Origin of the sequence: Enterococcus sp. DIV1368f (assembly GCF_051712245.1) — a bacterium.
Classification (GTDB): Bacteria; Bacillota; Bacilli; order Lactobacillales; family Enterococcaceae; genus Enterococcus; species Enterococcus faecalis.
Genome location: NZ_JBIOON010000001.1, coordinates 2723594 through 2750000 on the forward strand (window position 1 = coordinate 2723594; position 26407 = coordinate 2750000).

The following is a 26407-nucleotide window of genomic DNA, read 5'->3' on the forward strand; positions in this document are numbered from 1 at the left end:
ACTGATTTTGACAATTAATGTTGCGAAAGCAATCGCAAGCATCAATGCTTCAAAGACAGTCACTGCTATTCCTTTCTAGGGAAAGAGCAAACAAGCAAAAACATTGGGAGTCCCTCTTTTTTGAGAAATTGCCACCGTCATAAACTTCCTACTTGTGTAGTATAACACATTTGTACCTTGAAGGAATACGCTTTCTTTTTTTATTTACTATTCGACTTTTCCGTTTCAACTTGCTATAATAAACACGAAGAGAGCGTACTAGACATACGCTCTCGGGTAGACCGTTTAAGACGGTAGCTTTAATTGTGGATAAATAAACCCGTCAATCCTTGCTAAAGTTATGACGGGTTTATTTTTTGTCGTTTTTATTACTGATTTTGACAATTAACGTTGCGAAAGCGATCGCAAACATCAATGCTTCAAAGACAGTCACTACTATTCCTTTCTAGGGAAAGAGCAAACAAGCAAAAACATTGGCAGTCCCCCTTTTTTGAGAAATTGCCACCGTCATAAACTTCCTACTTGTGTAGTATAACACATTTGCACTTTGTTAGAAGGCGCTCTCTTTAAAAAAGTAGGAGCCCCAGAGAGATCTATAAAAAAGTGTCCAATTATCTATTGATAGATCTTTGGACACTTTTTTCTTATTAAACAAAGGGGTTATTCTGGCGCATCTTCCAGAGACCACCGCAATACTCCACTATACCTTCCGACTGGATCAGAAGGAAAAATCGTCAACTGAAGTTGTTTGGTCAAATTAGCGGTAGCGTTGCCGCTTCCTTGCAAAATAGGTTGGCTATCTGCATTAATTAGAACACGCTGATTCTTCTCACCATAACTTATTCTTTTGTCGAGTAACTCACCGCTTTCGTTCTTTAACGGTTGTTCTTCTTTTACTTTAATTGTCCACCGACTTTTATCAAGTTTGCTTGTATCTTCAATGCGGATTTCTTTATTTGTAATAGAAGAAATCATTGTCTCTGTTGCGGGAATTTCATTCACACCAAAATTGATTGTATCAGGTAAAATGAGCTTGGGCCCAGATTCTTTTTGAAGAGTCCGACTGTCTTTTTCTGACTCTTGATTGTTCTCATCTTTTATATAAAAGAAAACCTCTCGATTCAACCAATGTTCAGGAAAAGTATACGTAACTTTATCAACAACCGATTCTGGCGCATCTACATATTTTTTTAATTCTTTTTCTTCTGTGCCACACTTCGCTATTAAAGTTATATTGGTTGATGGATCATGAGAAAATGAAAAAGTAACTTCTCGCTGATTTGTAAAACGTGAGACCAATAGCGGATTTTCTTCATCCATCAATTTGAATTGTAATAACTTCTTTTCACGATAACGATGAATAATTGTTTGCTCCTCTGGAAGAAACATTCCTTGATCTTGTTGGGTCTTAATTGGTTCATAGCCAGCTATTTGGGGATACTGATTAGACAAGTCAAAAGGCGTGGTTAAAATCCCTTCTTTTGTGACTGGTTCATAAATAGCATTATCTTGTTCATTTAAAAACACAGCCGTTGCTTTCCCCACATAATTCACACTGGATGTAGCAGTCGTTTCCTCTAAATTTTCTCCATCTAAAAGAGTTCTTGCACTAAACGGCAAGTCTAATTTTCCATTTGAAATGAGCGCCGTATCGACTGGATTTTGAGTCCCTTGCCATTTCAAGTAAACTTTATATTGTAATACGGTATCGTAGAGACGACTATCTGACAGATTTTTTGTCATAATTTGGACATTTTCACCATCTGTTTGGCTAGTAAATAAATCCGTTAAATCTTCTCCTTTAAAGTCTGTAACTAAGACTTTGTCAAATTGATATTGCTTTGTTTGATTTACTTGGTTCAGGTTAACGTTTACAACCATTTGACTAGGTTTTGTCCACTGATCAATATTGGGAATGGTCTGTTGCACATTTAAACAAACAGCCGTCTCTGCATTTTCAAAATAAGTATCCATTGCGTAGGCTGGTGGAAATTCTGGTTTTGCCAAAAAATCCGTAAAGTAAACAATGGATGACGGCGTTGTGTCATTGTTGTGGACTACAAACGTAACAGTAGAAATACTTTTGGTCGTCATTTCAAAACGCTGGCGAGGGTCCCGCCAAGGTACCCCTGCAGTAACGTTTTTTAGATATAACCAATAATCATCGTCTCCGCCATCCCACGTATCGTAAAGAATATGTGTAGGATTTTCCGCATATAAGGCATCAATTATCGTTCCAGGGTTTTTATAGCCAACATATTTGTTTGAATTTAACCCATAGTAATTAAACGCTGTTTTTATCGTTAAGGGCTGACCATAATTATCAACAAAATCATAGGTAACCAGCATTTCGCCTTTAATCGTAATTCCTAAAAAATAGCTTTCAGTAAAACTAATTGATCCTCCATCCAAATTACTTTTATTCCGTTGTAATGTAACTAATAAATTAACTGCTTTTCCTTCATAGAACCCCACATTTTTTACTATTGCTTTACTTTTATTTGTCGTTCGACTAACTGCCATGTAGTTTGAATACACTTCGCCTTCAATTGGTTCGACGGATGTATTTTCGCCGTAATGCATAATAAATGTGTTTGCCGCTGGTGTAATCGATTGATTTGCCCAATGGAAATAGCCCAGTTCTGTTAATGGTCTAGGAGCAGCCTCTACTTTTTCAACTCCTAAAAAGATCCCTCCAACTATCCACAATAAAATCAATAAATAGTTATGTTTTTTCAATTGAGATTACAACCTCCTTACTTTTACTTGTAAAAAATAAAATAAATATTAAATAACAATTGATATTATTTGAAGATCCAAAGACAATTGTAATAGAATTTCTATGCTGTATCTACTCTAAAATATTTCTTAAAAATACCTAAAAAACGAAAGCTTATTTAACAATCGACTTTCCCGTTTCAACTTAGCATAATAAACACGATAAACATGAAGAGGTCAGGACAGAACCGATTAGTTCCGAAGGCGTTGGTTCTGTTTCTGCCGTTTATTAGGTTGCGAACGTTTAAGACGTCATCTTTAATTATAATCAACCTTCGGTAAAAGTTATGACAGGTTTATTTTTTATTACTGATTTTAGCAATAGACTAAACAGACCGACCATCAAAAAAGATGGTCGGTCTGTTTAGTCCATTGCTCTGCCCTTACTCCTTCTCCGACAATGCTCGCCAGACATCAAATGTTTGTTTTAAGCCTTGGACATTATGAACACGTAAAATTTCTACGCCTTGTTGTGCTGCATACAAGGAAGCAGCGGCTGAACCAAAATCACGGTTGGCTGGTTCTGGTTCGTTCGTTAAAGCGCCAATGGTTCGTTTGCGAGAAACGCCGTATAGTAACGGATAATCTTGGTAGCGAAAGGCGTTAGGATCTTTTAACAGTTGAAGGTTTTCTGCGACAGTTTTATGAAAGCCAATCCCTGGATCGAAACAAATTTTTTCTAAGGAAAGCCCATATTTTTGGCATTGTTCAATTTTTTCTGTATAAAATTGGTGTAACTCTTCTTTTAAAGAAAGAGATTGGCGTTTTCTAGAATGCATAATCACAACTTGGATTTCAGGATATTGCGCGAGGACTTCTGCCATCCCCGGAGTGTCTAATCCTTTGATGTCATTAATCATTGTGGCGCCAGCTTGGATCGCGGCTTCCGCTACTTCGGGATAGTAAGTGTCCACAGAAATCGGCGCTAGAGAAGTCTCACGTATTTTTTTTATTAATGGTAATACTCGTTCTGCCTCAACTTGTGGAGAAACTTCTTCGTAGCCAGGGCGTGTGGATTGGCCGCCAATGTCTAAAATATCGGCCCCCGCTTCTAGTAGATGAAGCGCATGTTGATAGGCCACGTCGACCGTTGTGTAGCTACCGCCATCAGAAAAAGAGTCGGGGGTCGTGTTGACAATCCCCATAATTTGGTAATTCTTTTTTAAATCAATCATTGTCACATTGCTCCTTTATCTGCTGAATCATCTTTCGTAAAGCCCGCATTCTAGGACTTATCTTCATTCGTTCACTCGTGGACAACTCCGCTAAGGTTTTGCCTCGGTCTGGTAAATAAATAATCGGATCAAAACCATAACCGCCTGTACCGCGCGGTTCAACTAATTCACCAGTCAAAGTGGCTTCCGTTTGCAACAGTTTGTCGTCATCGAGTACATAGACCAACGTGGCTGATAAGGTTAACTCTCGGGTCGACTGTTGCCCTTCAAATAAGTGCAACAGTTCGCGGTTCTGTTCTTCCGGATTGGCTGAATGGAAAAAGCGGCTTGTATAAATACCTAGTAAATCAGGAAAAGCAGTTAACGTTAAGCCGCCATCATCACCTAACACTGGGCGGTCAATTAATTGTTGGAAAAAGCGAGCTTTTAGATAAGCATTTTCAGCATACGTAGTGCCAGTTTCTGCCGGTTGTTCTTGACTGGTGGTATACTTTCGATAAGAGACAAGTTGAATAGCGGGGTCCTTAAGTCCTGATTGCATTTCTTTTAACTTACCTTGGTTATTCGTGCCAACAATGATTTCCATTTTCTAACGTATCTCCATTAAAAATTGATTTTTCCACTCTTGTTCTTTAAATAGTCCGGTAAATTGAAATGTTTTGGTGCTACTTTGTGGTGTTTTCACGCCGCGCAGCGTCATACACATATGTTCCGCTTCAATGGCTACTGCAATGCCTTTGACGGGAATATTTTCTTGGAGTTTGCGGGCAATTGTCACTGTTAAATCTTCTTGAACTGTGGGACGTTTGGCACAATGTTCTACTAATCTTGGTAACTTGCTTAGTCCCAATACTTTGCCACCTTCTGGCAGATAAGCGACATGTACTTTTCCATAAAATGGCAATAAATGGTGTTCACACATTGAATAAAAGGCAATATCTTTTACTAGAACCATTTCGCCTTCATTTAAGCTATCAAATAATTTATAATCGTCAAATTCAGGTTCGGTTAATCCGCTAAAAACTTCTGCATACATTTTAGCTACGCGTTTGGGTGTATCAATGAGTCCTGCCCGTTGAGTATCTTCCCCCACTGCTTCTAAGATTGTGGTAACTGCCTGCTCAATTTGCGCTTGTTTTTCCTGCTCCATCTCTACCATTCCTTTTCGCTTACTCGCACTTCTTCTTGATTGCCACTGCGCTGAATCCACGTAGCTATTGGCGTGCCCAATAGTTGTTCCTCTGCGTAAACATCACTTAAGGGAATCAAAACAAATGACCGTTTTGTTAATTCTTGATGAGGAACTTGTAGGTGGGGCAACGTGACTGACTGCTCCCCTAATAATAAAATATCAATATCAATAATCCGCGGACCCCAGTGAATTAATTTTTTACGTTTCATTACTTGCTCAATCCCTTGGGTAACAGCCAATAACTCTTCAGCGGTATAGCTAGTATCAATTTTCAATACGGCGTTCAAAAAATCATCTTGGTCTGTATAGCCGTAAGGATCCGTTTCATAAAGTTTTGAAGAAGCCACGACCTGAATCTGCGGGTCTTCGTTTAAATAATTGCGGGCTTTCACTAAATTTGCGTACGGATCGCCGACGTTACTACCTAATGCTACATAGCCAATCATCTATACTTCTCGCTCCATTTCAATTTCAATATTGTCAAAAAGGCCGGGCATCGGCACACTATATTTTCTAATTTTAATGATAATTTTGTTCAATTGTTCTTGATAATCTGCGGAAATATCATCTAAAATAGCACTCGCTAAACCTTCGATTAAATCGTACGAGTGATTGTTTACTCGTTGGGCAATCAATTCATTCACTTCGGCATAATTGACGGTTTGGGTGACATCATCTGTTCGCCCTGCCTCGGCTAGCGACAACTGCATTTCAAGGTCGATTTCTACTTGCTGCCCTAGACGTTTTTCTTCTGCCAAAACACCATTTTTTGTGAAAAATTTCAAGTTGTTGATTCTAATTTTATCCATCCTCTAACTCCCTACCCTCTGTTTTGCTGATTTTTTTAATCATAGCATATTTCTTGGAAAAGTCAGTAGTTAAAAGATGTTATTGTTTATTTAATAGCAATTATTTGCTTATCAACCACTAGTTGATTGAAACATATAGCGGAATAGACTACTCTAAAAGCAAGGAGGTAACGAATAATGTTAATCCAAACTATTTTAAAAACACGGAGAATAACTAATCACTATACGCAAGAACAAATTGCCCAAAAATTACATGTCACTACACAAGCTGTTTCCAAATGGGAAAATGGACAATCCATCCCTTCAATTGATAATTTACTGATGCTTTCTGATTTATACAATGTTTCTATTGATGAGCTAATCCAAGGTAGTCCTTATTTTAAAAAGCCCCAAGTTGTTGGAAAAATTTATAATCTAAAAAAAGGAATTTTATTTTGTATTGTTTGGACTTGTTTCTCTTTGCTACTTACTGGTTTTGGTTATCAACCTTTTTGGTTGTTTAGTGCAATCATATTTATCGGTCTACTTTTAGTTTTTCCAATCATCTTTTCAGATTATTGGATAATTAACCAACAAGATATTATGGTCCATCAATTCTCCAGAAACCCGATTCTGAAAATCATTGAATGCATAAAAAACAGTTCTACACAAATAAAAATTCCTTATTCTGAAATTGAATCCATAGAAATCATTTATACCAAAAAGATAAGAGTGTCCGCTTTTGATAGTAGTCCCGACTATTTTTACTTACTAGTCACCTATAATAATCAAACCACAAAGTTATATTTAGATATCTATGCCAAAAGATTTTTACCACAATTTATTGCGTTTTTATCTCGACAAAGAATTACTATTATAGATAAATCTGAAATCATTGAATTACTCGTTTCTGATACTTCCTTATATCAACATTTTAATGAAAAAAATGTTGCAACTGATAATAGAAAATAGCTAATTTCATCACGTTTGTCAGCACCCAATTGGTTATAAATTGAATGAAATAACTCGTGTATTCAAAAAAGAGCGTTGCATCAGCAACGCTCTTTTTTGGGGTTTATTCGCCTTTTATCGCATTGTTACAAATTCTTCTGAGCCTGTTGGATGAATCGCAACAGTATTATCAAAATCTGCTTTGGTCGCGCCCATTTTAATAGCGACTGCAAAGCCTTGTAGCATTTCGTCAACACCGATGCCGATGCCATGCAAACCGACAATTTTTTCTTCTTTGCCGACACAGATTAATTTCATGTCGCATTTTTGACGGTATTCTCCTAAAGCGAAATACATTGGCGTAAAGCTAGAGCGATAGATTTTCACTTGGTCTTCACCATATTCTTCAAGCGCTGCTTTTTCCGTCAAACCAATTGTCGCAACTGGTGGATGGGTAAAGACCACCGTTGGTACCAAGTTATAATCCAAATATAAATCGGTTTGTCCGTTAAATAAACGTTCAGACAGGCGCCGACCAGCGGCAATCGCGACTGGCGTTAAGTCGATTTTCCCAATGACATCGCCGACTGCGTAGATGCCCATTTGCGTGGTATTTTGGAATTTATCTACTTTGACGTAGCCTTTTTCATCAAGAGCTACTTTCGTATTTTCTAAGCCTAATTGATCCGTGTTCGGCTGACGGCCTGTCCCGAAAATCACGGCATCTGTCGTGATTGATTCACCATTTTCAAATGTAATAACGTACTCATTCTGCGCCGTTTTTTCAATTTTAGCTGGTGTTGCATTCGGATGAATTTGCATGCCCATTTCTTGATAGCGTTCTACGACTTTTTCAGAAAGCATGTCATCAAAGCTTCGTAATGGTCGTTCATGACGGAAGGCCCAATGTGTTTCTGCGCCTAAGCCATGTAAGGTTCCTGCTAATTCGGCTGCGATGTAACCTGCACCGACAAAGACCACACGTTTTGGCATTTCTTCTAACGCAAAGAAGCCGTTTGAATCTAAGGCATATTCTTCTCCTGGAATACCTAGTTTTTTCGGACGACCACCTGTCGCGATTAAAATGTGCGGCGCCGTATATTCTGTCCCATTGACTTCAATTGTTTGCTCCCCAGTAAACGTAGCGTAACCATGGATACGTTCAATGTTGTTACTGTCTAAACCACGATTATACGCACCATGTAAGAAGTCGATATATTTTTCACGATTTTCAACTAATTGTTTAAAGCTAAAATTTTTGATTTCAACATCAAACCCGTAGCCTGCTGTGTCTCTTTCCATCATTTCCATCATGCTGCTGGCTTGCCACATGACTTTTTTAGGCACACAACCAACGTTGACACAGGTCCCACCAATTTCGTTGCCCTCAATTAAAAGGACGTTGGCTCCGTGCATTCCTGCGCGGTTAGCAGAAGCAATCCCGCCACTACCGCCACCAATAACAATATAATCATAGGTTTTCATTTATTCTGGCTCCCTTTCAATTTGAACTTTCTCCCTTATTATCGCAAAAAATAGCAAAAAAAGACAGTCGTATTACTTACTTTTGTTTAGTTTTCTGCCGCTTCTGTTTCATGGATTCGTTCCGTAAAAGCACTGGGGGAAAGGAATTCAATCGTAGCATTGTCGAAGGGAATTCCTAGTTATGATTGATTTACTTGGTTCATTTAACTACTTCTTGCTAAAATCTTCTAGAAAAAAAAGTTTTTTAATGATACAATTTAATTATTGAAACCTAAAATTATACCACATTTTATCTATATGTCAATTCTTTTGGTTTTCTTTTCAAAAATGACTTTTTCTTTTGAAAAAATCACTCAAAAGCTTGATACCACTCAGTTTTTTTACTTTTGATTTACTTTTGAATTTATTACTAAGGAGGGGACGTATGAATCAATTTATAGAATTAAAAGACGAAATCTTTTCACATCCAAAAGAAAGTTGGCAATTAGAGTACAAAAAATCACAGATTTCTCTTTCCAAAGATATCTGGAGTACATACAGCGCATTTGCAAATACTAAGGGTGGTATAATTATTTTAGGTGTGGAAGAAATACCCAACGGCTATAGAGTTGTTGGCGTTGATAAGCCAGAAATGATCCTTAGGGATTTTTGGAATCTTATTCACGACAAGAAAAAAGTGAGCGCTAATTTATTGAGTAATGAAGATGTTATCACATTAAAAGTTGCTGGAAAATCAATTATACAAATTAAAGTCCCAAAAGCTTCATTTGAAAGAAGACCTATTTATCTAAATGGAAATAAAACGAACACCTACATAAGAACAGATGATGGCGATCGAAAAGCAGATGATAATCAATTTAAATACCTAATTGTCGATTCTCAGAACGATATAGATACTGAGCTACTAAATAATTATACCCTGGACGATTTAAACACAAAAACAATTCAAGAATATAGAGAATTACTTTATAAAAATACTCAGGAGCAAAAATACTTAGATTATTCAGATGAAGAGTTACTTATAAATTTGGGTGTCCTGAAAAAGGATAGAATGAACAGCGATAATGTATATAAATTAACAACTGGCGGACTATTATTTTTCGGAAAATATCATTCAATTACAGACAGGTTTAAAAAGTTTCAATTGGATTATTTTAAGAAAAAAAGTTCATTAGATAGCGATTGGTTAGATAGAGTTTCCACAGGTGATATGAACTATCCAGAGATGAATATTTTCTCTTTTTACACTATTGTCATTGAAAAATTCGCTCTCGCAATTCCTGATACTTTTAGACAATCACAAGATATGACTCGCGGTTCCTATAAATCAGATCTATTATTATCACTAAAAGAAGCTTTGGTAAATGTCTTAATGCATGCGTATTATGATTCAGATCATGTCATTAAGATTGCAGATTACGATGATTATATTGAGTTCTACAATCCAGGAGAAATGAAAGTGTCTAAAGAAGAATTTATTCATGGAAGTTATTCAGTCACTAGAAATCCGATTATTTCAACTTTGTTTAGGAGAGTAGGAATTGCTGAGAAGGCAGGGTCTGGAGGACCTAGAATAATAGATGCAGCGACTAAAAATAGTTTAAAAGCACCTGATATTGATACCTATTTCGATGCAACCACTATCAAAATCTGGAAAATTAATATGAAAGATAGCCTAAAAGGTTATACTGATATTGAACAATTAATTATTTTATACTTGATGGATCACGGACAAGCAAAAATTAAAGATATTCAAAAAAATAGTGGGTACTCTGACTATAAAATTAGAAAAACCGTTACCAGCTTAGTCCAACAAGGTACTTTGTTAAACAAAGGAAATGGGAAATCAACGATTTATATGCTTAACTCAACAGAAGAACTTGGTATAATTGCGAACAAGAGGATTTTAAAACGCATTGAAACTGAATTGACTCGAAAGTAAAGATGAGACTATAGCACAAAAAGGAAACCCTCATATGCTAGAGGATTTCCTTTCTTTTAATACATGTTCCCAACCACTTTTACTCGTAAGCGTGTTGCATTTTCTGGATGATAGGCGAGTGGTGTTTCTTCCACCTCGACTAACTCGATTGTGCCAGGGACTGCACCCGCAAGTTCGGCTTGTTGGACGGCTTTTTCTTGGGCATCGGCCAACGCCGCGTCCCGTTGGATTTTTGAATAGACATAAATTTGTTCGTATTGTCCGCTAATTTGAGCGATAGAGGCACCGATGGCATTCGCCACTGCCCCGTTTTCGTTGCGAATTAGCGCTTTAACGCCTGTCAATTCTTCGGGGATGATAATACTCCCACCACCAACTAAAACGACCGTCACGTCTGCGGAACTGGTTTTCATGCGATCAATCGCTTCACTGACCAATTCGCCAATTTTTTGGTACACTTTTTCCGCAAACGCTTGGTCTAAATGAGCCACTTTGCTAGGATCACCGACTTGGGCATGGCCTAAGCGAACCGCAATATCAGTGGTCGTTAATTGTGTGCCGCCAAAAACAAGGGCCTCTTGTGTAATACGGTAGCCGACACTATCGGGGCCAACTGTCACAGAACCATCTGGTTGTTCACGCACTAGGCTACCGCCGCCGACACCGATTGACACGATATCTGGCATTCTAAAATTGGTCCGTACCCCGCCAACATCAACGGCCAGTGAAGATTCTCTTGGAAAGCCATCCACTAACACGCCAATGTCGGACGTTGTGCCACCAACATCTAAGACAACCGCATCTTTCAAGCCGGCTAAGTAAGAAGCCCCACGAATACTATTGGTTGGTCCACAAGCAATGGTTAAAATAGGAAACTGTTTGGCATACGTTAACGACATTAACGTACCATCATTTTGACATAAGTACACTTGGGCGTGATGAATTTTTTCTTGTTCTAAGGCTTGTTCAAAGCCTTCGCTGGTCACTTTAATTACTTTGTGCAACGCAGCATTCAAAATTGTCGCATTTTCCCGTTCAATTAAACCGACAGACCCAATCATTGAGGAGCAAGATACAGGAACATCTGCCCCTAACACTTCCTTCGCAAGTGCTTGAACAAACAATTCTTGATCATTTTTTAAAGAAGAAAAAACGCCAATTACTGCGATTGCCTCTACTTCTCCTCGCCAAGAGGCCAAAATCCCACGTAATTCTTCTTCGTCCAGTGCAGTCAATGGTTGTCCATCATATTCGTAGCCGCCATGTGCTAAAGCATACGTTTCTGAAAGAGTGGCCACTAAATCCTTAGGCCAAGCTGTGTAAGGCAAGACCGAAGCGGTTGCTGGATAGCCCAAACGAAGGACCCCAACTTTTGCTAATTTTTTTCGCTCGACAATGGCATTCGTACATTGGGTCGTGCCCAACATTGCATGTGTGACTTTAGTTGGGTCCACTGCTGATTCTGCCAAGACTTTATTTAAGGCACCGGCAATCCCTGTTTGAATATCATCGGTTGTTGGAACTTTCACTGAATGAATCAAGTTTAATTGATGATCTAAAATAACAGCATCTGTATTTGTGCCGCCGACATCGATACCGATTTTATACATTTATTTGTCCTCCTTCGCTACTAAGTTTTCTAGTGGTTGATAATCCATTTCGTAGCCGAAATACCGAGGACCCACTGTTTCGATACCTTTTTTCGTTCGCCAAGCGGCATTCGCTTTCAAGCCCATTACTTGGACACGTTTGCCGTATTTCAAGCTTTCCGTTGTCACAGGCGTTAAAGTTTCTAAATCTACCATACAAATCAAATCAGGCGTCATCGCAATTACCTGACCATCTTTCTCGGCAATTAAATTTTCATTTTGAAAATGGACGACTGCTTCTGAACCAGCATCACTGTTTAAGCCACTCAATTTGACACGTCCCAAATTGAAGCCACCTTTTACTTCTCGTTCCACATCTAGAATTTTTCCTTGGAACAATTCAAACCCATCCGTAACTTCTACTAATGCTTGGCGTTTTTCTTGTTCATCTGCATAGGTACCTCGAATCACTTTGCCAATTTCTTCTGATAATGTCACGATGTTGTGAATACCATAGTCTTGTAATTGTTTGCCTGTCGCGGGATAAATGCTCACTAAAGCACTGGCGCCCATTTCAACCGTTTGGACACGGGCAAGACGTTCTGTCCAAGTATTATCAATCGTTTCCATAATGCCAATATTTCCTTTTTCATCGGTAATTGCCATAGGGGTCGCTGACATCCCATTCAAATGGAACGTTACCATAGGCAATTCTGGAAAGGCCCGACCCATACCATCACAATCCACCAAGGGAATGCCTAGCTTCGCTGCAACAACAATTGGAATCATTGAATTGACGCCCCCAGCTTCCATTGGAAAGGTTCCCGCAATCGTTTCTTGGTCTAAATATTTTCCTAACTTCTCAAAGACACGGACGAATTCGTCGCCTTTGGGAAATTTTTCAATTGCTACAGATGGGGCACCCATCATTGCGGCGGGTAGGAAAAAATCCTCCGCGGCAATTTCTTCTGGAGAAACCAGTTTGACAGGTCCGTTTTCTTCGATGGCGGACAAAGCCATCATTTTACCAATGTAGGGATCACCGCCACCTCCTGTCCCTAAAAAAGCTGCTCCTGTGGCTATATTCTCAATTGCTTCTGCATCTAAATAACGCATTCTCCGACACTCCTCTTCTTCATTCCATTTCTAATGATTCGGTGTTCGTCTGTTGACGTTTTGCACCGAAATAATAAATAACAAACGATAAAACAATGCCAATTAGCGGTTGGTTAGGCAATTGAGGGGCATTGGGAAAGAAACTCATAATCACCGGAATGCCCCCCACTGCAGCACCAATTAGCCATGAAAAAACACCTAATTTATTCACGCCAGGCGTTGGCTGCCATTTGGTTCGATCGCCTTTGTTAATCAACCAATAGGCAGCAATCATTACACCAGCCACTGGTGGAACCATCGCAGAAAGGACGGACATAATCGGCATAAAGTAATTTAAAATCCCCACGACTGCTAATAAGGTTCCAATAGCACCGGCCGCACCAACAGCGACTTTTTCTTTTTCTTTTGGAATATCAAAGACATTAATCAAGGCCAGTCCGCCAGAAAAAGCATTCACGGCATTCGTGGTCCAAGTTGCTAAAATCAGCGCAATAATTCCTAAAACTGGAAAACCGAGATTCATAAAAACTTCCGTGATATCTGCGGTGTTCGAAGCAATGGTCAAGACCGCACCAACGCCAATCATCAACAAGCCTGTCGGTAAAATCCCTAAGGTGGCCGCTCTAACCACATCTTTACGAGAAGAAACATATTGAGAGTAATCTCCAGCAATTACTGCGCCTAATGCAAAAGAACCGACAGTCATTGAAAGACCTGACATAAAGCTTCCTGCTGTTTGAGGTGTATATTGACTAACAGCCGCCCAACCGTTGTTTCTTAACGAAGCCACCAAGCCATAAAGACAAACCAGAACTAACACAGGAACCGCAAAATAATTCAGAATTTTCAATATTTTTATGCCATAAAGAGCCGAAATAAGCATGATAACTCCCCAGATTAAGGAAGAAAGCGACACAGGTAAATCAATGCCGTAAATTTTTAAAAAGTTCGTGAAGGCGCCGCCGCTGACATTGGCTTGCAAACCAAACCAACCTAAGCAAGCAATCGCTAAAATAATGGAAATAATCTTTTGCGAACCTTGAATGCCAAACACTTGAGAAGCGACTTTGACAGAAGGTTCTTGTAAGTCGGAACTTTGAATTCCTTGTAAAATCATTAAAATAACAATAATACCGTAACCAATAAATCCTGTTAACAAAGCTTCCCATAAAGGCATGCCTGCAACTAACGTTCCTCCAATAATTAATCCTGGCACGCTAATCATTGCGCCCGCCCAAACAAATGCTAAGCTAAGCCACGATTGTTGTTGCTCGTTTTTTAATTTCATTCTCATTCCTCCTTAATTATTTTTTCAATTATAACGAAAAATCAGTCATAGGTCTTTTTCAAATTGAAAAAAATATCAAGGAAGTTTTGGCTAAAAATAAAAAATCAGACAATCGGCTACTGCCGATTGTCTGCTTTTTTCATTCATTCGTGACCAAGCGATATAAGATCATCGCCAAATAGACTTCATAGGCTTCGGCGGCGTTGGTCATATCATAGCCGAGCGCTTCATTAATTTTACTGATACGATATTTGACCGTATTTTTATGAACAAATAGGCGTTCGCCGCATTCTTTAAAATCACTACTTGCATCTAGTAAAAACGTCCCTAATGTCATTAACTGCTCTGATTCTTTTAAGAGAGGTTGGATAACTGCTAAGCGTTGTTGGATTGCTTCTTCTCCTGCTTGGAGACACGTCATCATTTGTTGAACTGTACGAATTTCCGCGATTGATAACACTTTTCTTTGTGGATAGACGCGCTTTAAAAACGGCGCGACTTGATTAGCGGTTTGGTAGCTGACACGCACTTCAGTCGTGTTACGAACTTTCGGACAAAGGATGATTTCACCTAAATAGTCCTGATAGTCTGTGGCTTGCAAGTATTCTTTACTAATCGTGGCTTCAGGCTGTTTGTGTAAATAATTACCTAAGAGAACAATCAGGTAATTTTCTGTTTGCTGGACAATCGTTGTTTGGTAATAGTAACGTAGGAAATCTTTCAAATCTTGCTGAATAGCGTGGATTTCTTGTCCTTGTTGCCAAATAGGTAAAAGCCACATCGTTTCGACAGAAGAAATATCAATCATTAATTTTTTGGCTAATTGGTACATCTTATCACTTTCATCGTTAATGATTGCTTGGACTAAGGCATACTCACTGACTTCGTCATAGTTTTTCCCCCATAAATTCAGAGCCATCTGAACGACTTCCACCGCTTGATTCATCTCAAAAGAGGTTAACTGCTCTTCTTCTCGAATGAAGTAAAGCTTCAATGTTTGTCCATCTTTCTGAGGAAGTTTTTGCGAGGTAATGAAGTAGGTCGTTTCTCCCAACGCTACTTTCTCTTGTGATTGATAAAGTAACTTGGTTAAGGGCAATTTCGTGCTTCGCGGCCAATTGATGGTACTGATGATTTCATTGGTATAGGTGGTTAACGCAATGTTGACTTTTAAAAAATCGGATAGGATTTTCAAGGTCATTTCCACACTGCGGTTTTGTTCAGGCAAAAGGGAAACTTTTTCCAAGAGGTCCGTTGCAAAAGAAGCCATTTTATTTTTATTGACTAACAATTTCATGACTTCATAAATGACTTCGTTGTAGCGTAATGTGGGATCATTTTTAGGCATTTGGATTAAAATGAAACCTAAAGAATCCGCTAATTGAATCACTTCCTCTGCAACTTTCGGTACGATAATCCCAACGTAGTACAAGATTAGGCCTACTTCGCCTAATTCATGGAGATGCCGAATCGTTTCGCATTGCTTCACCACATCATGACGAATGGCACAAAATGAACCAATCAAAATTTCGCCAGCATGGTATTCATTTGTTTTGTGAAGTTTTTCCGAAAACAAAGACATATCAGAGACTTCTAAAAAAGAAAGAGAAGCAACAGATGTGTCCAATTGGTTTTTACCAGAAAGTACCGTTGCTTCTCGCAAAGACGGTAATTTTAATAAATCATTCACGCGGACACTCATATTTACTCCTCCTTTTGACTGGTTTATTTTTTCTTACGAATCATATCGCCGACTGCAACAGGTTGCGTCACTTCCATTGTTAATAACATCATGGGATTAGGTGCCCGATCGATCGCTTCACCGTCTTCATTATACATCTCTTTAACGGTTTGGTGGAAATGGGTAAACCCAGGACCATAAAATTCAATTTCATCGCCGACACTGAAAAGGTTCCGTTGACGAATCGTTGCGACTTGCGTCTTTTCGTTGTACGCAATCACTTCACCAACAAATTTATATTGTGGAATTTTACGACGTTCGCCGAATAATTGTTCATTTTCACTTGGTGTATTGTAATAAAAACCAGTTGCTAATTCACGTTGTGCTACTTTCCATAATTCATCAATCCACTCTTGTTGGCAGACATAGTTTTCAGGGTCTTCCATGTATGAATCGACGGCTTTTTTATACACATTAGCGACTGTCGAAACATAGTGAATGGATTTCATGCGGCCTTCAATTTTAAAACTATCGACACCATTTTCAATTAATTCTGGAATATGTTCAATCATAGACATATCTACGGCGCTCATTGAAAACTCTTCTTCAACTTCCCCTTCGCTGGTTTTGCTCCGACGTTCTGTCCCAAAAGGCATATCAAATAACTCATATTTCCAACGACAAGATTGAGAGCAACCGCCACGATTGGCATCCCGCATCGACATATGATTGGACAAAGTACAACGTCCTGAATATGAAATACACATTGCTCCATGAATAAAGGCTTCAATTTCAATGTCCGTATTTTCACGAATAGCTGCAACTTCCTCCATTGAAACTTCGCGCGCTAAAACCACACGTTCTAAGCCTTCATTTTTCCAAAATTCTAATGTTTCATAGTTGGTTGCTGAAGCTTGTGTCGATAAATGGATGGGTAAACCTGGTGCTTCTGTCGCACAAATTTCGATTAAAGCTGGATCGGAAACAATCACAGCTGAAATTCCGATGTCTCGCAATTCTCTGAAAAACGCTCCTGCCCCTTCCTGGTTTCCTTCATGAGTGACCATATTGGCAGCGACATAAACTTTCGCATTATGTTCGCGGGCAAAGGCTACGCCTTCCGCCATTTCTTCTGGCGTGAAATTTCCTGCGCGGCTACGCAGACCGTAGGCATTCCCTCCGATATAAACGGCATCGGCACCGTAACGAATTGCGACTTTTAGTTTTTCTAGCGTCCCGGCTGGAGCCAACACCTCGGGACGCTTCAATGTTCGTTCTGTCATTACTTTCATGTTCTTCTTCCCCTTAAATGAATCAATTTATTTTATTGCATCGGCACTTAAATCAAAGAAACCATTGTCTAAGCCACGACCTGTTGGATGTAATTTTTCAATTTCAGCTGTTGCATGAGCTGCTTGATCTTCTGACCAAGTTCCCGCTTCAAGTGCTGCTTTCGCTTCAGCAAATACGCGAGCAATCGCGACAAAATTTTCACCTGGTGTGTAAAGGCCATCGAGCTTCCATGTACGATAGTGATGGTCATACAAGTTTGTTAACTCATTCATCAAGTTCACATCGTTATTGGCAAAAATATGCGTACCATGACTATCTTCATAAATGGAATAGTGGGTTTCTGGTTTTTTGGGTTCAGAAATAAACAGCCCTTCGTCTTTCATAACCCCTTTGTCGTTCTTTGTGTAATTGTAGTAATTTTGAATTAATGGGCGTTTCGATTGATGAATACAGGTCGCCCCATAGACAAGAATTTCAGCTGGAACTGCTAAGTTTTCTTCCATTGCTACCATTTCTTCAAAAGGCACTTCCCGAGCTAAGACAGCCCCGATGGCTCCTCGTTTACTCCAAAAATTGATTTGACGTGAGCTCGTTACCAAGGTTTCGCCATCATAAACGTAAGGAATTTCTAATCCATCTCGTTGCATAATAAACACAATACCTGGATCACCCAAAGTAATTTTATCGACGTTGATTTCTTTTAAAAATGTCAGATACTCTGGGACTAATTTCATTTTTTCAGGGTGCATAATGCCATTTACTGCAACTAGCACTTGTTTGCCCATTTCATGTGCACGTTTCACAATCTCGCGTTGTTCATCTCGTGTAAAAGATACGGGCAAACGCAACCCGAATGTTTCTTCTCCAATATATAATGTATCCACACCTGTTGCGAGTAATTCTACAGCCTGCTCAACAGATTCTGCAGTTGCAATCAGTTCAATCATAAATATAGCCTCCTTCTTTATGACCGTTTAATAGTATCATACGTTCACAAACTTTAAAAGAGCCTATCTGTATTAAACGTACATTTTTCACAATGTTTCCGGAAAAAATTTTGGTAGAGAAGCGCCATCCGCTTACCTACCAAATGCTCTTTTTTTTAATTACTGGTCATCTGTTCTTTGGTCACTCGTTCAAGTGGTATTTTCGTTCATAAAACGTTACTACAACGGTGAATAACCACGCTGCCGCTAAGCCTAACAAGCTGCCTAAAACAATCCCTAAAAAGCGGAATTGAATCAACGTTATCACGTACTGCTGACGAACGAGCAATGAAAGCATCAGAGCCATAGGCGTTGTGAAAAATTGCGCCAATCCATAATTACGACGAATAAAATACTCAACGGTCACAAATAAGATTGTAATCACGACAATCGATTCAAAAGTTGTCAAAGCTAAATTAAGCAGAAAAGCGGAAATAACCAATCCAATCGTTGTGCCAAAAATTCGCTGAATATTTCGCTGCTTAATCGCACGTAAATTGTCTCCTTGTAAAATGGATGCACAGGAAACGACTAACCAATACGGATTCTGTAAATGTAAACTTTCGCTGATATATACAGCAAAAAATAAAACAAAGCTATAATATATGCTATCTAATGGTGCTTCTGGATGCCGATAAATTCGTTCCCGTAATGATCGCTTAGCTAGCGGGACACTGATTTCCTTCTCTGTAAAATGCAACACTAGTGCAAACAAAATGGAAAAGCCAATGCCTAATAACATACAGCCACTCATGAACGGAATTTTTGCTAGCGGAATGCTCGTACTGGCACCCATCGCTGTCACCATCACACCAAAGAAGGCTCCTGGTTTTGAAATATCGTAAACTTCAAAGAAAAAGCGGCCACCAAAACCGACCAGTGCAACAACAATGGGAATGAGCCATGCAATATGGGTCGATAACATGCCTAACAAATTTCCTAAAAAAAGGTAACTACCGACCACAGATAAACGAGTCATTAACTGTTTTAATGGTAGCGGCTGATAATATAAAAAAGTAAAAATACCTAACGAGCCAAAGCTTGAAATCAATAATTGATGATTGATATAGCCCAAAAAAAGAATGCTGAACATAACCAAGCCAGCAAACACTAGTCGAAAAGGATTATCCTTTGGACGCTGATAATGTAGTAATTCTCGAAAAAAAGATTGTTCCATTCCATCACCCCTCCTTATTAACGTAGCACAGAAAAATCAATCTGGCAATTCTCAAAAAGAAATCGCCACTGGAAAAATAGAAAAGTCTGGCATAAAAACCCTAAATGGTTTTTGTACCAGACTTCGCATCTCATCTATACAGTTTGTAATTCTTTCGCTTCTGTCTTTGGTGCTTTTGGTGCCCGCACATTTAACGTGATTTTGCCTTTGCTAGCGCCTAAAGTTACTTTATCCCCTAACTGAATTTGACCAGAAAGAAGGGCTTCACTTAAACGATCTTCCACTTCTTTTTGCAAGGCCCGACGAATTGGACGTGCGCCATATTCTGGATCAAACCCAACTTTACCAATAACTTCAATTGCAGCTGGTGTGATTTTCACTTTAACCTCTTGTTCGGCCATCCGTTTCACGACAGATTGACTCATAATTTTCACGATTTCATGAATTTCCTCTTGTTTCAAGGAATGGAATACAACCGTTTCATCAATTCGGTTTAAGAATTCTGGACGGAAGGCTTTTTTCAATTCTTCCATGATTCGTTTTTGCATTAATTCATGATTTTTAGAAATGTCTTTCACATTGAAGCCAACATGTTTTTCTTCACGAATCGCTGTTGCTCCTAAGTTGGAGGTCATGATTAAAATCGTGTTACGGAAATCGACTTTTCGTCCTTTGGCATCCGTTAAATGGCCATCATCTAAGACTTGTAATAAAATATTAAAGACATCTGGATGGGCTTTTTCTACTTCATCTAGCAAAATAACGGAATAAGGACGTTGACGAATTTTTTCAGTTAGTTGGCCGCCTTCTTCGTAGCCGACATAACCTGGAGGAGAACCGATTAAACGGCTAGTACTGTATTTTTCCATAAACTCAGACATGTCCACGCGAATCAAAGCTTCTTCGCTGCCAAACATCGCTTCGGCTAAGGCTTTGGCAAGTTCTGTTTTCCCAACCCCTGTTGGTCCTAAGAACATGAAGGAACCAATCGGTCTTGCTGGGTCTTTCAAGCCACTACGCGCACGACGGATAGCGCGTGAAACAGCTTCCACTGCTTCATTTTGGCCAACGACCCGTTGATGTAAAATGGTTTCTAATTCCATTAATCGTTCGCTTTCTTTCTTCTCTAGCTGCTGCAAAGGAACGCCTGTCCATTGTGAAACAACCCCAGCCACGTCTTCTTCTGTTACTTGCGTACTGTAACCAGACAGACTTTTTTCTTTCACTGCAATCAATTCTTCTAGTTTTTCCATCACTTGTTTTTCTTTTTGACGAATCCGAGCAGCACTTTCAAATGATTGGTTTTGAATGGCCTCTTCTTTTTCCGTAATTAATTGAGAAATTTCGGTACGCAATTCATTAATTTCTGAAGGTTGATCTGCCTTGTCTAAACGAACTTTCGCTGCAGATTCGTCCATTAAATCAATTGCTTTATCTGGTAATTGGCGATCATTTAAATAGCGAATCGATAATTGAACTGCCGCATGTAGAGCTTCATCTGTAATTTCTACGCCATGATGTTTTTCATAGCGTGAACGCAAGCCTTTTAGAATTTCTTCTGCTTCTTCCGGCGTTGGTTCTGCTACTTGAATACGGGCAAAACGACGTTCCAAAGCGGCATCTTTTTCAATATATTTTTGGTATTCATCCAGAGTTGTCGCACCAATTGTTTGCAACTCGCCACGTGCTAAAGCAGGTTTTAAAATATTTGAAGCATCAATCGCCCCTTCTGCACCGCCAGCACCGATCAAGGTATGCAATTCGTCGATAAATAAAATGACTTGTCCATCTTGATAGATTTCATCGACAACTTTTTTCAAGCGATCTTCGAACTCACCTCGATATTTGGTTCCAGCAACCAAGGCACCCATGTCTAGCATCATTAAACGTTTGCCTTGCATATCTTCAGGGACTTCCCGGTTGACAATTTTCTGGGCTAACCCTTCTGCTATCGCTGTTTTCCCAACACCTGGTTCACCGACTAAGACAGGATTGTTTTTGGTACGGCGACTCAAAATTTGGATTAAACGACGAACTTCGGTACCGCGACCAACTACTGGATCCAAGCTTTGTTCTCGTGCTAACTTGGTTAAATCTCTTGCTAAAGAATCCAATGTTGGCGTCCCTTGTGGCGCATTTTTATTTTGACCATTCCGACGACGTTGTGCGCCATTGGGTTCGGAAACGCCCATTTTTTTCAATAATAATTGACGCATTTTGGATAAGCTTAATCCTAAATTCACTAAAATTCTAGACGCTAAAATTTCTTCGTCTCTTAACAAGCCCAATAATAAATGCTCGGTACCAATCTTTTGAGCCCCTAAGCGCTTCGCTTCATCTCCAGCATAGGCAAAGATTTGTTTGGCTCTTGGTGAATAAGGTAAGTATAAGTTGTTATTCCCCATTGGACTTTGCATGGTGCCATAGCCACTTAAATGCTCAATTTCTTCACGGATGTCTTCTGTGTCAGTATTCAATTGTCGTAATGTTTTTCCGGCAATCCCATTCGGTTCTAAAACGAGCGCTAATAATAAATGCTCAGAACCGACGGATTGGTGACGAAAATACTTCGCTTCTTCTTGGGCAATCGCCAGTACGGCTTTCGCACTTTCTGTAAATAGTTCATCCATAGTTATTCCTCCTCATAGCTCAAGCGCTCTAAAAATGAACGCATTATTTGAGCTCTTAGAAAATCTTCGTGATTCCCCAGACCATTCAATGTGCTTTTACTTAAAGCAGCTAGCATTAAATTGCCTTCCTTTTTCGTAATCACTTCTTCTTCATACAATGTTTGAATAAATGTTAGCGCATCTTTTTCTGTTAAAGTTGCGCCAATCAATTGATCCATTTGTTTTAGTAATTGATCGTTATCTGAAATTTGTACTTTGACAATGCGAATATAGCCGCCTCCACCACGTTTACTTTCAACTGCGTAGCCTCGTTGGATGGTAAAACGTGTATTAATTACATAGTTAATTTGTGAAGGAACGCAATTAAATAAATTAGCCATTTCCGCCCGACGGATTTCAATTTTATTACTTTCTTCTAAAATCTTTTTTAAATAAGCCTCGATTAAATCTGACGTATTTTGATTACTCATAGTCTTCCATCCTTCTTCTCTCTTGACTAATATTGACCATTATTATATCGAACTTTGCCTATTAAATAAAGAGGAACGCTTTGACTTTAATAAAAAAATGCAAAACAGGAGGAGCAACCTCAGTCAAACTGACTTAAGTTCCCCTCCTAAAATTGAAAATATGTTATTGAATCACAGAGGCTGAGACAAAAGTGTTTAGCTCCAAGAAATAAGAAGAAATTTCCGAAAATTGTTCTTTAATTTTTGGAGAATTTCGGCTTATTTCCGAAGGAGTTGCTTTTGTTCAGCTGATTATCTTAATGTCTCACAAAAGCGATTCTTCGCCATAGGCTTGATCCAAGGCTTGTTGAATATCTTCGATAATAGATGTTGGCTCTTCCAAACCAACGTACATGCGAATGTGTGCTGGCGACAAGCCTCTTTTCTGAACAGCCGCCAAGTTATTACCTTTGAATACAGGCAAGGCCAAACTTTCAAAACCACCCCAACTGACCCCAATTGTGACCAGCGTCAATGCATTCACAAATGTTTTCAAACGTTCAAAATCGGTATCTTTTAAATCAATCGCAAACAATGAGCCATAACCTGTTAAATATTTTTCTGCTAACGCTTGTTGTTGTTGATTTCCTACAAAAGGATGATATAAGCGACTGATTCGCGGATCCTTTTGCAAAGCCAACAACACCGTTTGGATGGCTTGAGACTGATGCGCCAACCGAACAGGCATGGTACGAATACCTCGTAACGCTAACCAAGAATTGAAGGGACTATTGACTGCGCCTAATGCTTGATGACCATGTTCAAAAATTTGATCTACAAGCGCTGCTTTGCCAATGACAGCCCCCGCTACAATATCCGAATGACCACCAATATATTTTGAACAAGAATGAATCACTAGGTCCACATTATGGCATAAAGGATGCTGAAATAACGGTGACGCCCACGTGTTATCAATGACAGTGTATGCGCCAATTTTTTGTGCTAACGCAGTTATTTTTTCTAAATCTAGCAGTTCAAACTTTTGTGAGGACGGACTTTCAAAGTAAATGACTTTGGTGTTTTCCTGAACAAATTGAAAAAGTTCTTCTGTTTCTGCAACGTCTACTTTGGTCAAAGATACGCCAAATTTCTCTAAATATTGCACAAACGAAACAGATTCTCCATAAATTGTATTGACCATTAAAACATGATCACCTTGTTGGAGCAACGTAAACAGCGTTGCCGAAATAGCGCCCATTCCTGAGGCAAAAACTTTACATTTTTCTCCACGTTCCAAACGAGCAATTTTTTTCTCTAAAATTTCTGTTGTGGGGTTGGTGCCACGTGTGTAAACATAATTATTTTTTTCATCCATACTCGCTGCCATAAATTCTTCATAAGTTGGAAAATAAAAGGAAGAGGTTTGAACCAACTCGGGCACCATCGGATGATACATTTTTTCCATTCCTTTTTCCACTTCACAACAAATATTTTCATCATTCTCAACATGCATTTCCTTCACTCCTCTTTCTCTACAATGTTTCTGGTACTTCATGGGCTTCTTCTTTTTGATATTGTCGATCTAAGGCTTTTACAAATGGATAATAAATAACGACACTAGCGGCAACAGCTAAAACTTGCGTCACTGCACCTTGCCATTTTCCCACTAAAAAGCCCGAAAACAGAAAGGGCGTAGCCCATGGTGCTTGAATGTTTGTAAACATTGGCATGAACCCAATTTTCATTGACAGAAAGGCAATCAAGACCGATACAATCGGCGCGACCGCAATCGGAATCAATAATAAAGGGTTAAAAATAACTGGGAGTCCAAAAATCAAGGGTTCATTAATGTTGAAAAATGCTGGAACAAACGAAATTTTCGACATGGCTTTCATTCTAGATGAATGTCCGACGATGGCCATTGCAATAGCCAAGCCAATCGTGCAACCAGCGCCTCCAATTGTGGCAAATTGATCGAGCATTTGGACCGTGCCAAAGTTGCCATTTTGAGCAGTTAATTGTCCTAATTCCGCTAAGCTTTGGTTTTTGTCTGCATTCGCATATAAAATAGGATATAGCATGGAATTGATGACAGTTGGATGAATCCCAAACCACCAGAACAGTCCATTTAAGCCAGCCACAATAATAATTGCAAAAGGGGTTCCGATTAAACCTTGCAGTGGCGCTTGAATCACCGCATAAATTAATTGCGGGAAGGAATCCGCAAACGAAAGCCCAATCCCATTAATCAATAAAGCCACCGCTACCACAAAAATCCCAGGAATCAATGCACTAAAAGCTTGGCTGACCATAGAAGGCACGCTGTCAGGCATTTCGATGACTAATTTTTTCTTAATACAGAAACGAGTTAATTCAACCGAAAGAATTGACATAATAATAGCCGTAATTACCCCTTGGGTTCCTAACCAGTCAAACGATAAAACTTTTGTCACAACTTCGCCTGATTCAGTGGTCACCGTTTTCGGTAAAACGACTACGTAAGCAACAATTCCTAAAATTAATGAAGTTAAACGATCCATTTCGTAACTTTCCGCCAATTTATAGGACATCGTCCCAGCAAAAATAATTCCCATCATATTGAAAGTCGCTCGATAAGCTGGCGAAATCATATCCGCCCAACCTGCACCGAAAATTCCAGCCATAAAATCGCCATACCCTGCTACTGGAAAATCTGTAATCAACATAAAAATCGATCCAATAATTGTTAACGGCATAATTGCAAAAAAACCATTTCTTAAGGCTTGAAAATAACGTAAACTTGTAATCCTTGAAACTTTAGGCACTACGGCTTGCTCCACCCAGTTTGTTAACTTATCCATTTCACTTCTCTCCTTAATCCTTTGTGATATCCTCATCATAAAGAAACCGCTTTCTGATGTAAATACGACTAACTGATTCTGTAACTATGTTTCATAATTCATACGCTTAAGGTATACTGAAAGCGAAACAAAGTACCACAGAGAGGTGAACCCATTGAATCTAATCGAATGTTTAGAACAAAAAGAACGCTATACATATAACGAAGGGCTAATTATTGATTTTATTTTATCTCATACTGAACGAGTCCTGCATATGTCGATTTATGAACTAGCAGAAGCCACCAACTCTTCAACTTCCACGATTGTTCGTTTGTGTAAAAAAACAGAAACTAGCGGTTTCAAAGAATTTAAAATCCGCTTGTCCCGCGACTTAGAAATTCACTACCAAGCAATCCGGAATGTTGATGCCAATATGCCTTTTTTAGCGCAAGATTCTGATTTACTAATTGCCAAGAAAATTGCGCAGTTAACGACTGAAACCGTTCAATCCACTCAACAGTTATTAACCGAGGCCATGTTAAATAAAAGCATTGATTTACTTTTAACCGCTGAAAATATTTTAGCAGTAGGCGTCAGTAACTCCTACATTCGCTTAACGGATTTTCAAACAAAGTTATTACGCATTCAGCTATTTATCCATTTAATCCCTTATCAAGCTGAACAATTTTATTTAGCCATCAATGCCACCAAAAATGACGTAGCCATCCTCGTCTCTTACAGTGGTAACACTGCAGAAATCGTAAATGAAGCACGGATTTTTGCAGAAGGAGGCACCCCGATTATTGCCATTACTTCAGACTTGAACAGCCAATTAGCTAAATACGCTACAGTGATTTTGCCCATTCCTAACGTTGAACATGCCGATTTCAAAGTCTCGACCTTTTCCTCTCAACTAGCCATCGAATATATCCTCAATGTCCTTTATTCCTGTATTTTTAGTCGCAATTTCGATAAGAATTACACATCACAAAAAAATACACCTACTTCGATACTTAAATTTTAAACAAAACAAAAAAACAGTACTGATGATCAGTACTGTTTTTCACA

At 39.1% G+C, this 26407-nt stretch carries 21 protein-coding genes; 3 read left to right on the forward strand and 18 right to left on the reverse strand.

What is annotated here, in order from left to right:
• Window positions 1-660: 660 nt before the first annotated feature.
• The 6 genes from IGL07_RS13210 to folB all read right to left on the reverse strand — a co-directional run bounded on the left by IGL07_RS13210 (window position 661) and on the right by folB (window position 5954).
• Window positions 661-2709 carry a hypothetical protein gene (locus tag IGL07_RS13210; protein WP_025187120.1) on the reverse strand — a complete coding sequence of 683 codons (2049 nt, stop codon included), beginning with the start codon at window positions 2707-2709 and terminating at the stop codon, window positions 661-663.
• Between the two features lie 452 nt (window positions 2710-3161).
• Entirely contained in the window at window positions 3162-3953 is a 792-nt protein-coding gene (folP, locus tag IGL07_RS13215) for a dihydropteroate synthase (RefSeq protein ID WP_010706955.1), read from the reverse strand.
• Window positions 3946-4539, reverse strand: a complete 594-nt coding sequence (locus tag IGL07_RS13220; protein ID WP_010817734.1) for a non-canonical purine NTP pyrophosphatase — start codon at window positions 4537-4539, stop codon at window positions 3946-3948. The genes folP and IGL07_RS13220 overlap by 8 nt, the downstream gene beginning before the upstream one ends.
• 3 nt (window positions 4540-4542) lie before the next feature.
• Window positions 4543-5112, reverse strand: a complete 570-nt coding sequence (gene folE / locus IGL07_RS13225) for a GTP cyclohydrolase I FolE (RefSeq protein ID WP_025189603.1) — start codon at window positions 5110-5112, stop codon at window positions 4543-4545.
• Window positions 5106-5591: a 2-amino-4-hydroxy-6-hydroxymethyldihydropteridine diphosphokinase gene (gene folK / locus IGL07_RS13230; protein ID WP_010817736.1), complete on the reverse strand. Its 486-nt coding sequence runs from the start codon at window positions 5589-5591 to the stop codon at window positions 5106-5108. Before folK ends, folE begins: the two co-directional genes overlap by 7 nt.
• On the reverse strand, window positions 5592-5954 hold the full coding sequence (gene folB, locus IGL07_RS13235) for a dihydroneopterin aldolase (RefSeq protein ID WP_002354733.1): 363 nt from the start codon (window positions 5952-5954) through the stop codon (window positions 5592-5594).
• 177 nt (window positions 5955-6131) lie between these two features.
• On the opposite strand from folB, the gene IGL07_RS13240 reads away from it, so the two are divergent.
• The gene (locus IGL07_RS13240; RefSeq protein ID WP_010817737.1) at window positions 6132-6905 is read left to right on the forward strand and encodes a helix-turn-helix domain-containing protein; all 774 of its coding nucleotides are present in this window, start codon (window positions 6132-6134) and stop codon (window positions 6903-6905) included.
• A 114-nt stretch (window positions 6906-7019) separates the two neighbouring features.
• Here IGL07_RS13240 and gor read toward each other — a convergent pair whose 3' ends face one another.
• Window positions 7020-8369: a glutathione-disulfide reductase gene (gene gor, locus IGL07_RS13245; protein ID WP_010817738.1), complete on the reverse strand. Its 1350-nt coding sequence runs from the start codon at window positions 8367-8369 to the stop codon at window positions 7020-7022.
• 424 nt (window positions 8370-8793) lie between these two features.
• On the opposite strand from gor, the gene IGL07_RS13250 reads away from it, so the two are divergent.
• The gene (locus tag IGL07_RS13250; protein ID WP_010817739.1) at window positions 8794-10311 is read left to right on the forward strand and encodes an RNA-binding domain-containing protein; all 1518 of its coding nucleotides are present in this window, start codon (window positions 8794-8796) and stop codon (window positions 10309-10311) included.
• Between the two features lie 56 nt (window positions 10312-10367).
• On the opposite strand, the gene IGL07_RS13255 is transcribed toward IGL07_RS13250, so the two are convergent.
• The 11 genes from IGL07_RS13255 to IGL07_RS13305 form a co-directional block, all read right to left on the reverse strand.
• Window positions 10368-11921 (reverse strand): hydantoinase/oxoprolinase N-terminal domain-containing protein, encoded by a 1554-nt coding sequence (locus tag IGL07_RS13255; protein ID WP_002365445.1) that lies wholly within the window; start codon window positions 11919-11921, stop codon window positions 10368-10370.
• Window positions 11922-13016 (reverse strand): DUF917 domain-containing protein, encoded by a 1095-nt coding sequence (locus tag IGL07_RS13260; protein WP_002354727.1) that lies wholly within the window; start codon window positions 13014-13016, stop codon window positions 11922-11924. It lies immediately after the preceding gene.
• 19 nt (window positions 13017-13035) lie between these two features.
• Window positions 13036-14310, reverse strand: coding sequence for a cytosine permease (locus IGL07_RS13265; RefSeq protein WP_025189443.1), 1275 nt, complete (start codon window positions 14308-14310; stop codon window positions 13036-13038).
• A 133-nt stretch (window positions 14311-14443) separates the two neighbouring features.
• Window positions 14444-16006 (reverse strand): PucR family transcriptional regulator, encoded by a 1563-nt coding sequence (locus tag IGL07_RS13270; RefSeq protein WP_002354724.1) that lies wholly within the window; start codon window positions 16004-16006, stop codon window positions 14444-14446.
• A 23-nt stretch (window positions 16007-16029) separates the two neighbouring features.
• Entirely contained in the window at window positions 16030-17277 is a 1248-nt protein-coding gene (locus tag IGL07_RS13275; protein WP_002368523.1) for a peptidase U32 family protein, read from the reverse strand.
• Between the two features lie 27 nt (window positions 17278-17304).
• Window positions 17305-18225 carry a peptidase U32 family protein gene (locus IGL07_RS13280; RefSeq protein WP_195526217.1) on the reverse strand — a complete coding sequence of 307 codons (921 nt, stop codon included), beginning with the start codon at window positions 18223-18225 and terminating at the stop codon, window positions 17305-17307.
• A 181-nt stretch (window positions 18226-18406) separates the two neighbouring features.
• On the reverse strand, window positions 18407-19441 hold the full coding sequence (locus tag IGL07_RS13285; protein WP_002415422.1) for an FUSC family protein: 1035 nt from the start codon (window positions 19439-19441) through the stop codon (window positions 18407-18409).
• A 134-nt stretch (window positions 19442-19575) separates the two neighbouring features.
• On the reverse strand, window positions 19576-22071 hold the full coding sequence (locus tag IGL07_RS13290) for an ATP-dependent Clp protease ATP-binding subunit (protein ID WP_002378875.1): 2496 nt from the start codon (window positions 22069-22071) through the stop codon (window positions 19576-19578).
• A gap of 2 nt (window positions 22072-22073) precedes the next feature.
• Window positions 22074-22541, reverse strand: a complete 468-nt coding sequence (locus tag IGL07_RS13295) for a CtsR family transcriptional regulator (protein WP_002354715.1) — start codon at window positions 22539-22541, stop codon at window positions 22074-22076.
• A 304-nt stretch (window positions 22542-22845) separates the two neighbouring features.
• A complete protein-coding gene (locus tag IGL07_RS13300) occupies window positions 22846-24075 on the reverse strand; it encodes an aminotransferase class I/II-fold pyridoxal phosphate-dependent enzyme (protein WP_002403098.1) in 1230 nt (409 codons plus the stop codon).
• Window positions 24053-25360 carry a PTS sugar transporter subunit IIC gene (locus IGL07_RS13305; protein ID WP_010712921.1) on the reverse strand — a complete coding sequence of 436 codons (1308 nt, stop codon included), beginning with the start codon at window positions 25358-25360 and terminating at the stop codon, window positions 24053-24055. Before IGL07_RS13305 ends, IGL07_RS13300 begins: the two co-directional genes overlap by 23 nt.
• Window positions 25361-25505: 145 nt before the next feature.
• On the opposite strand from IGL07_RS13305, the gene IGL07_RS13310 reads away from it, so the two are divergent.
• Window positions 25506-26363 carry a MurR/RpiR family transcriptional regulator gene (locus tag IGL07_RS13310; protein ID WP_002354705.1) on the forward strand — a complete coding sequence of 286 codons (858 nt, stop codon included), beginning with the start codon at window positions 25506-25508 and terminating at the stop codon, window positions 26361-26363.
• Window positions 26364-26407 lie beyond the last annotated feature (44 nt).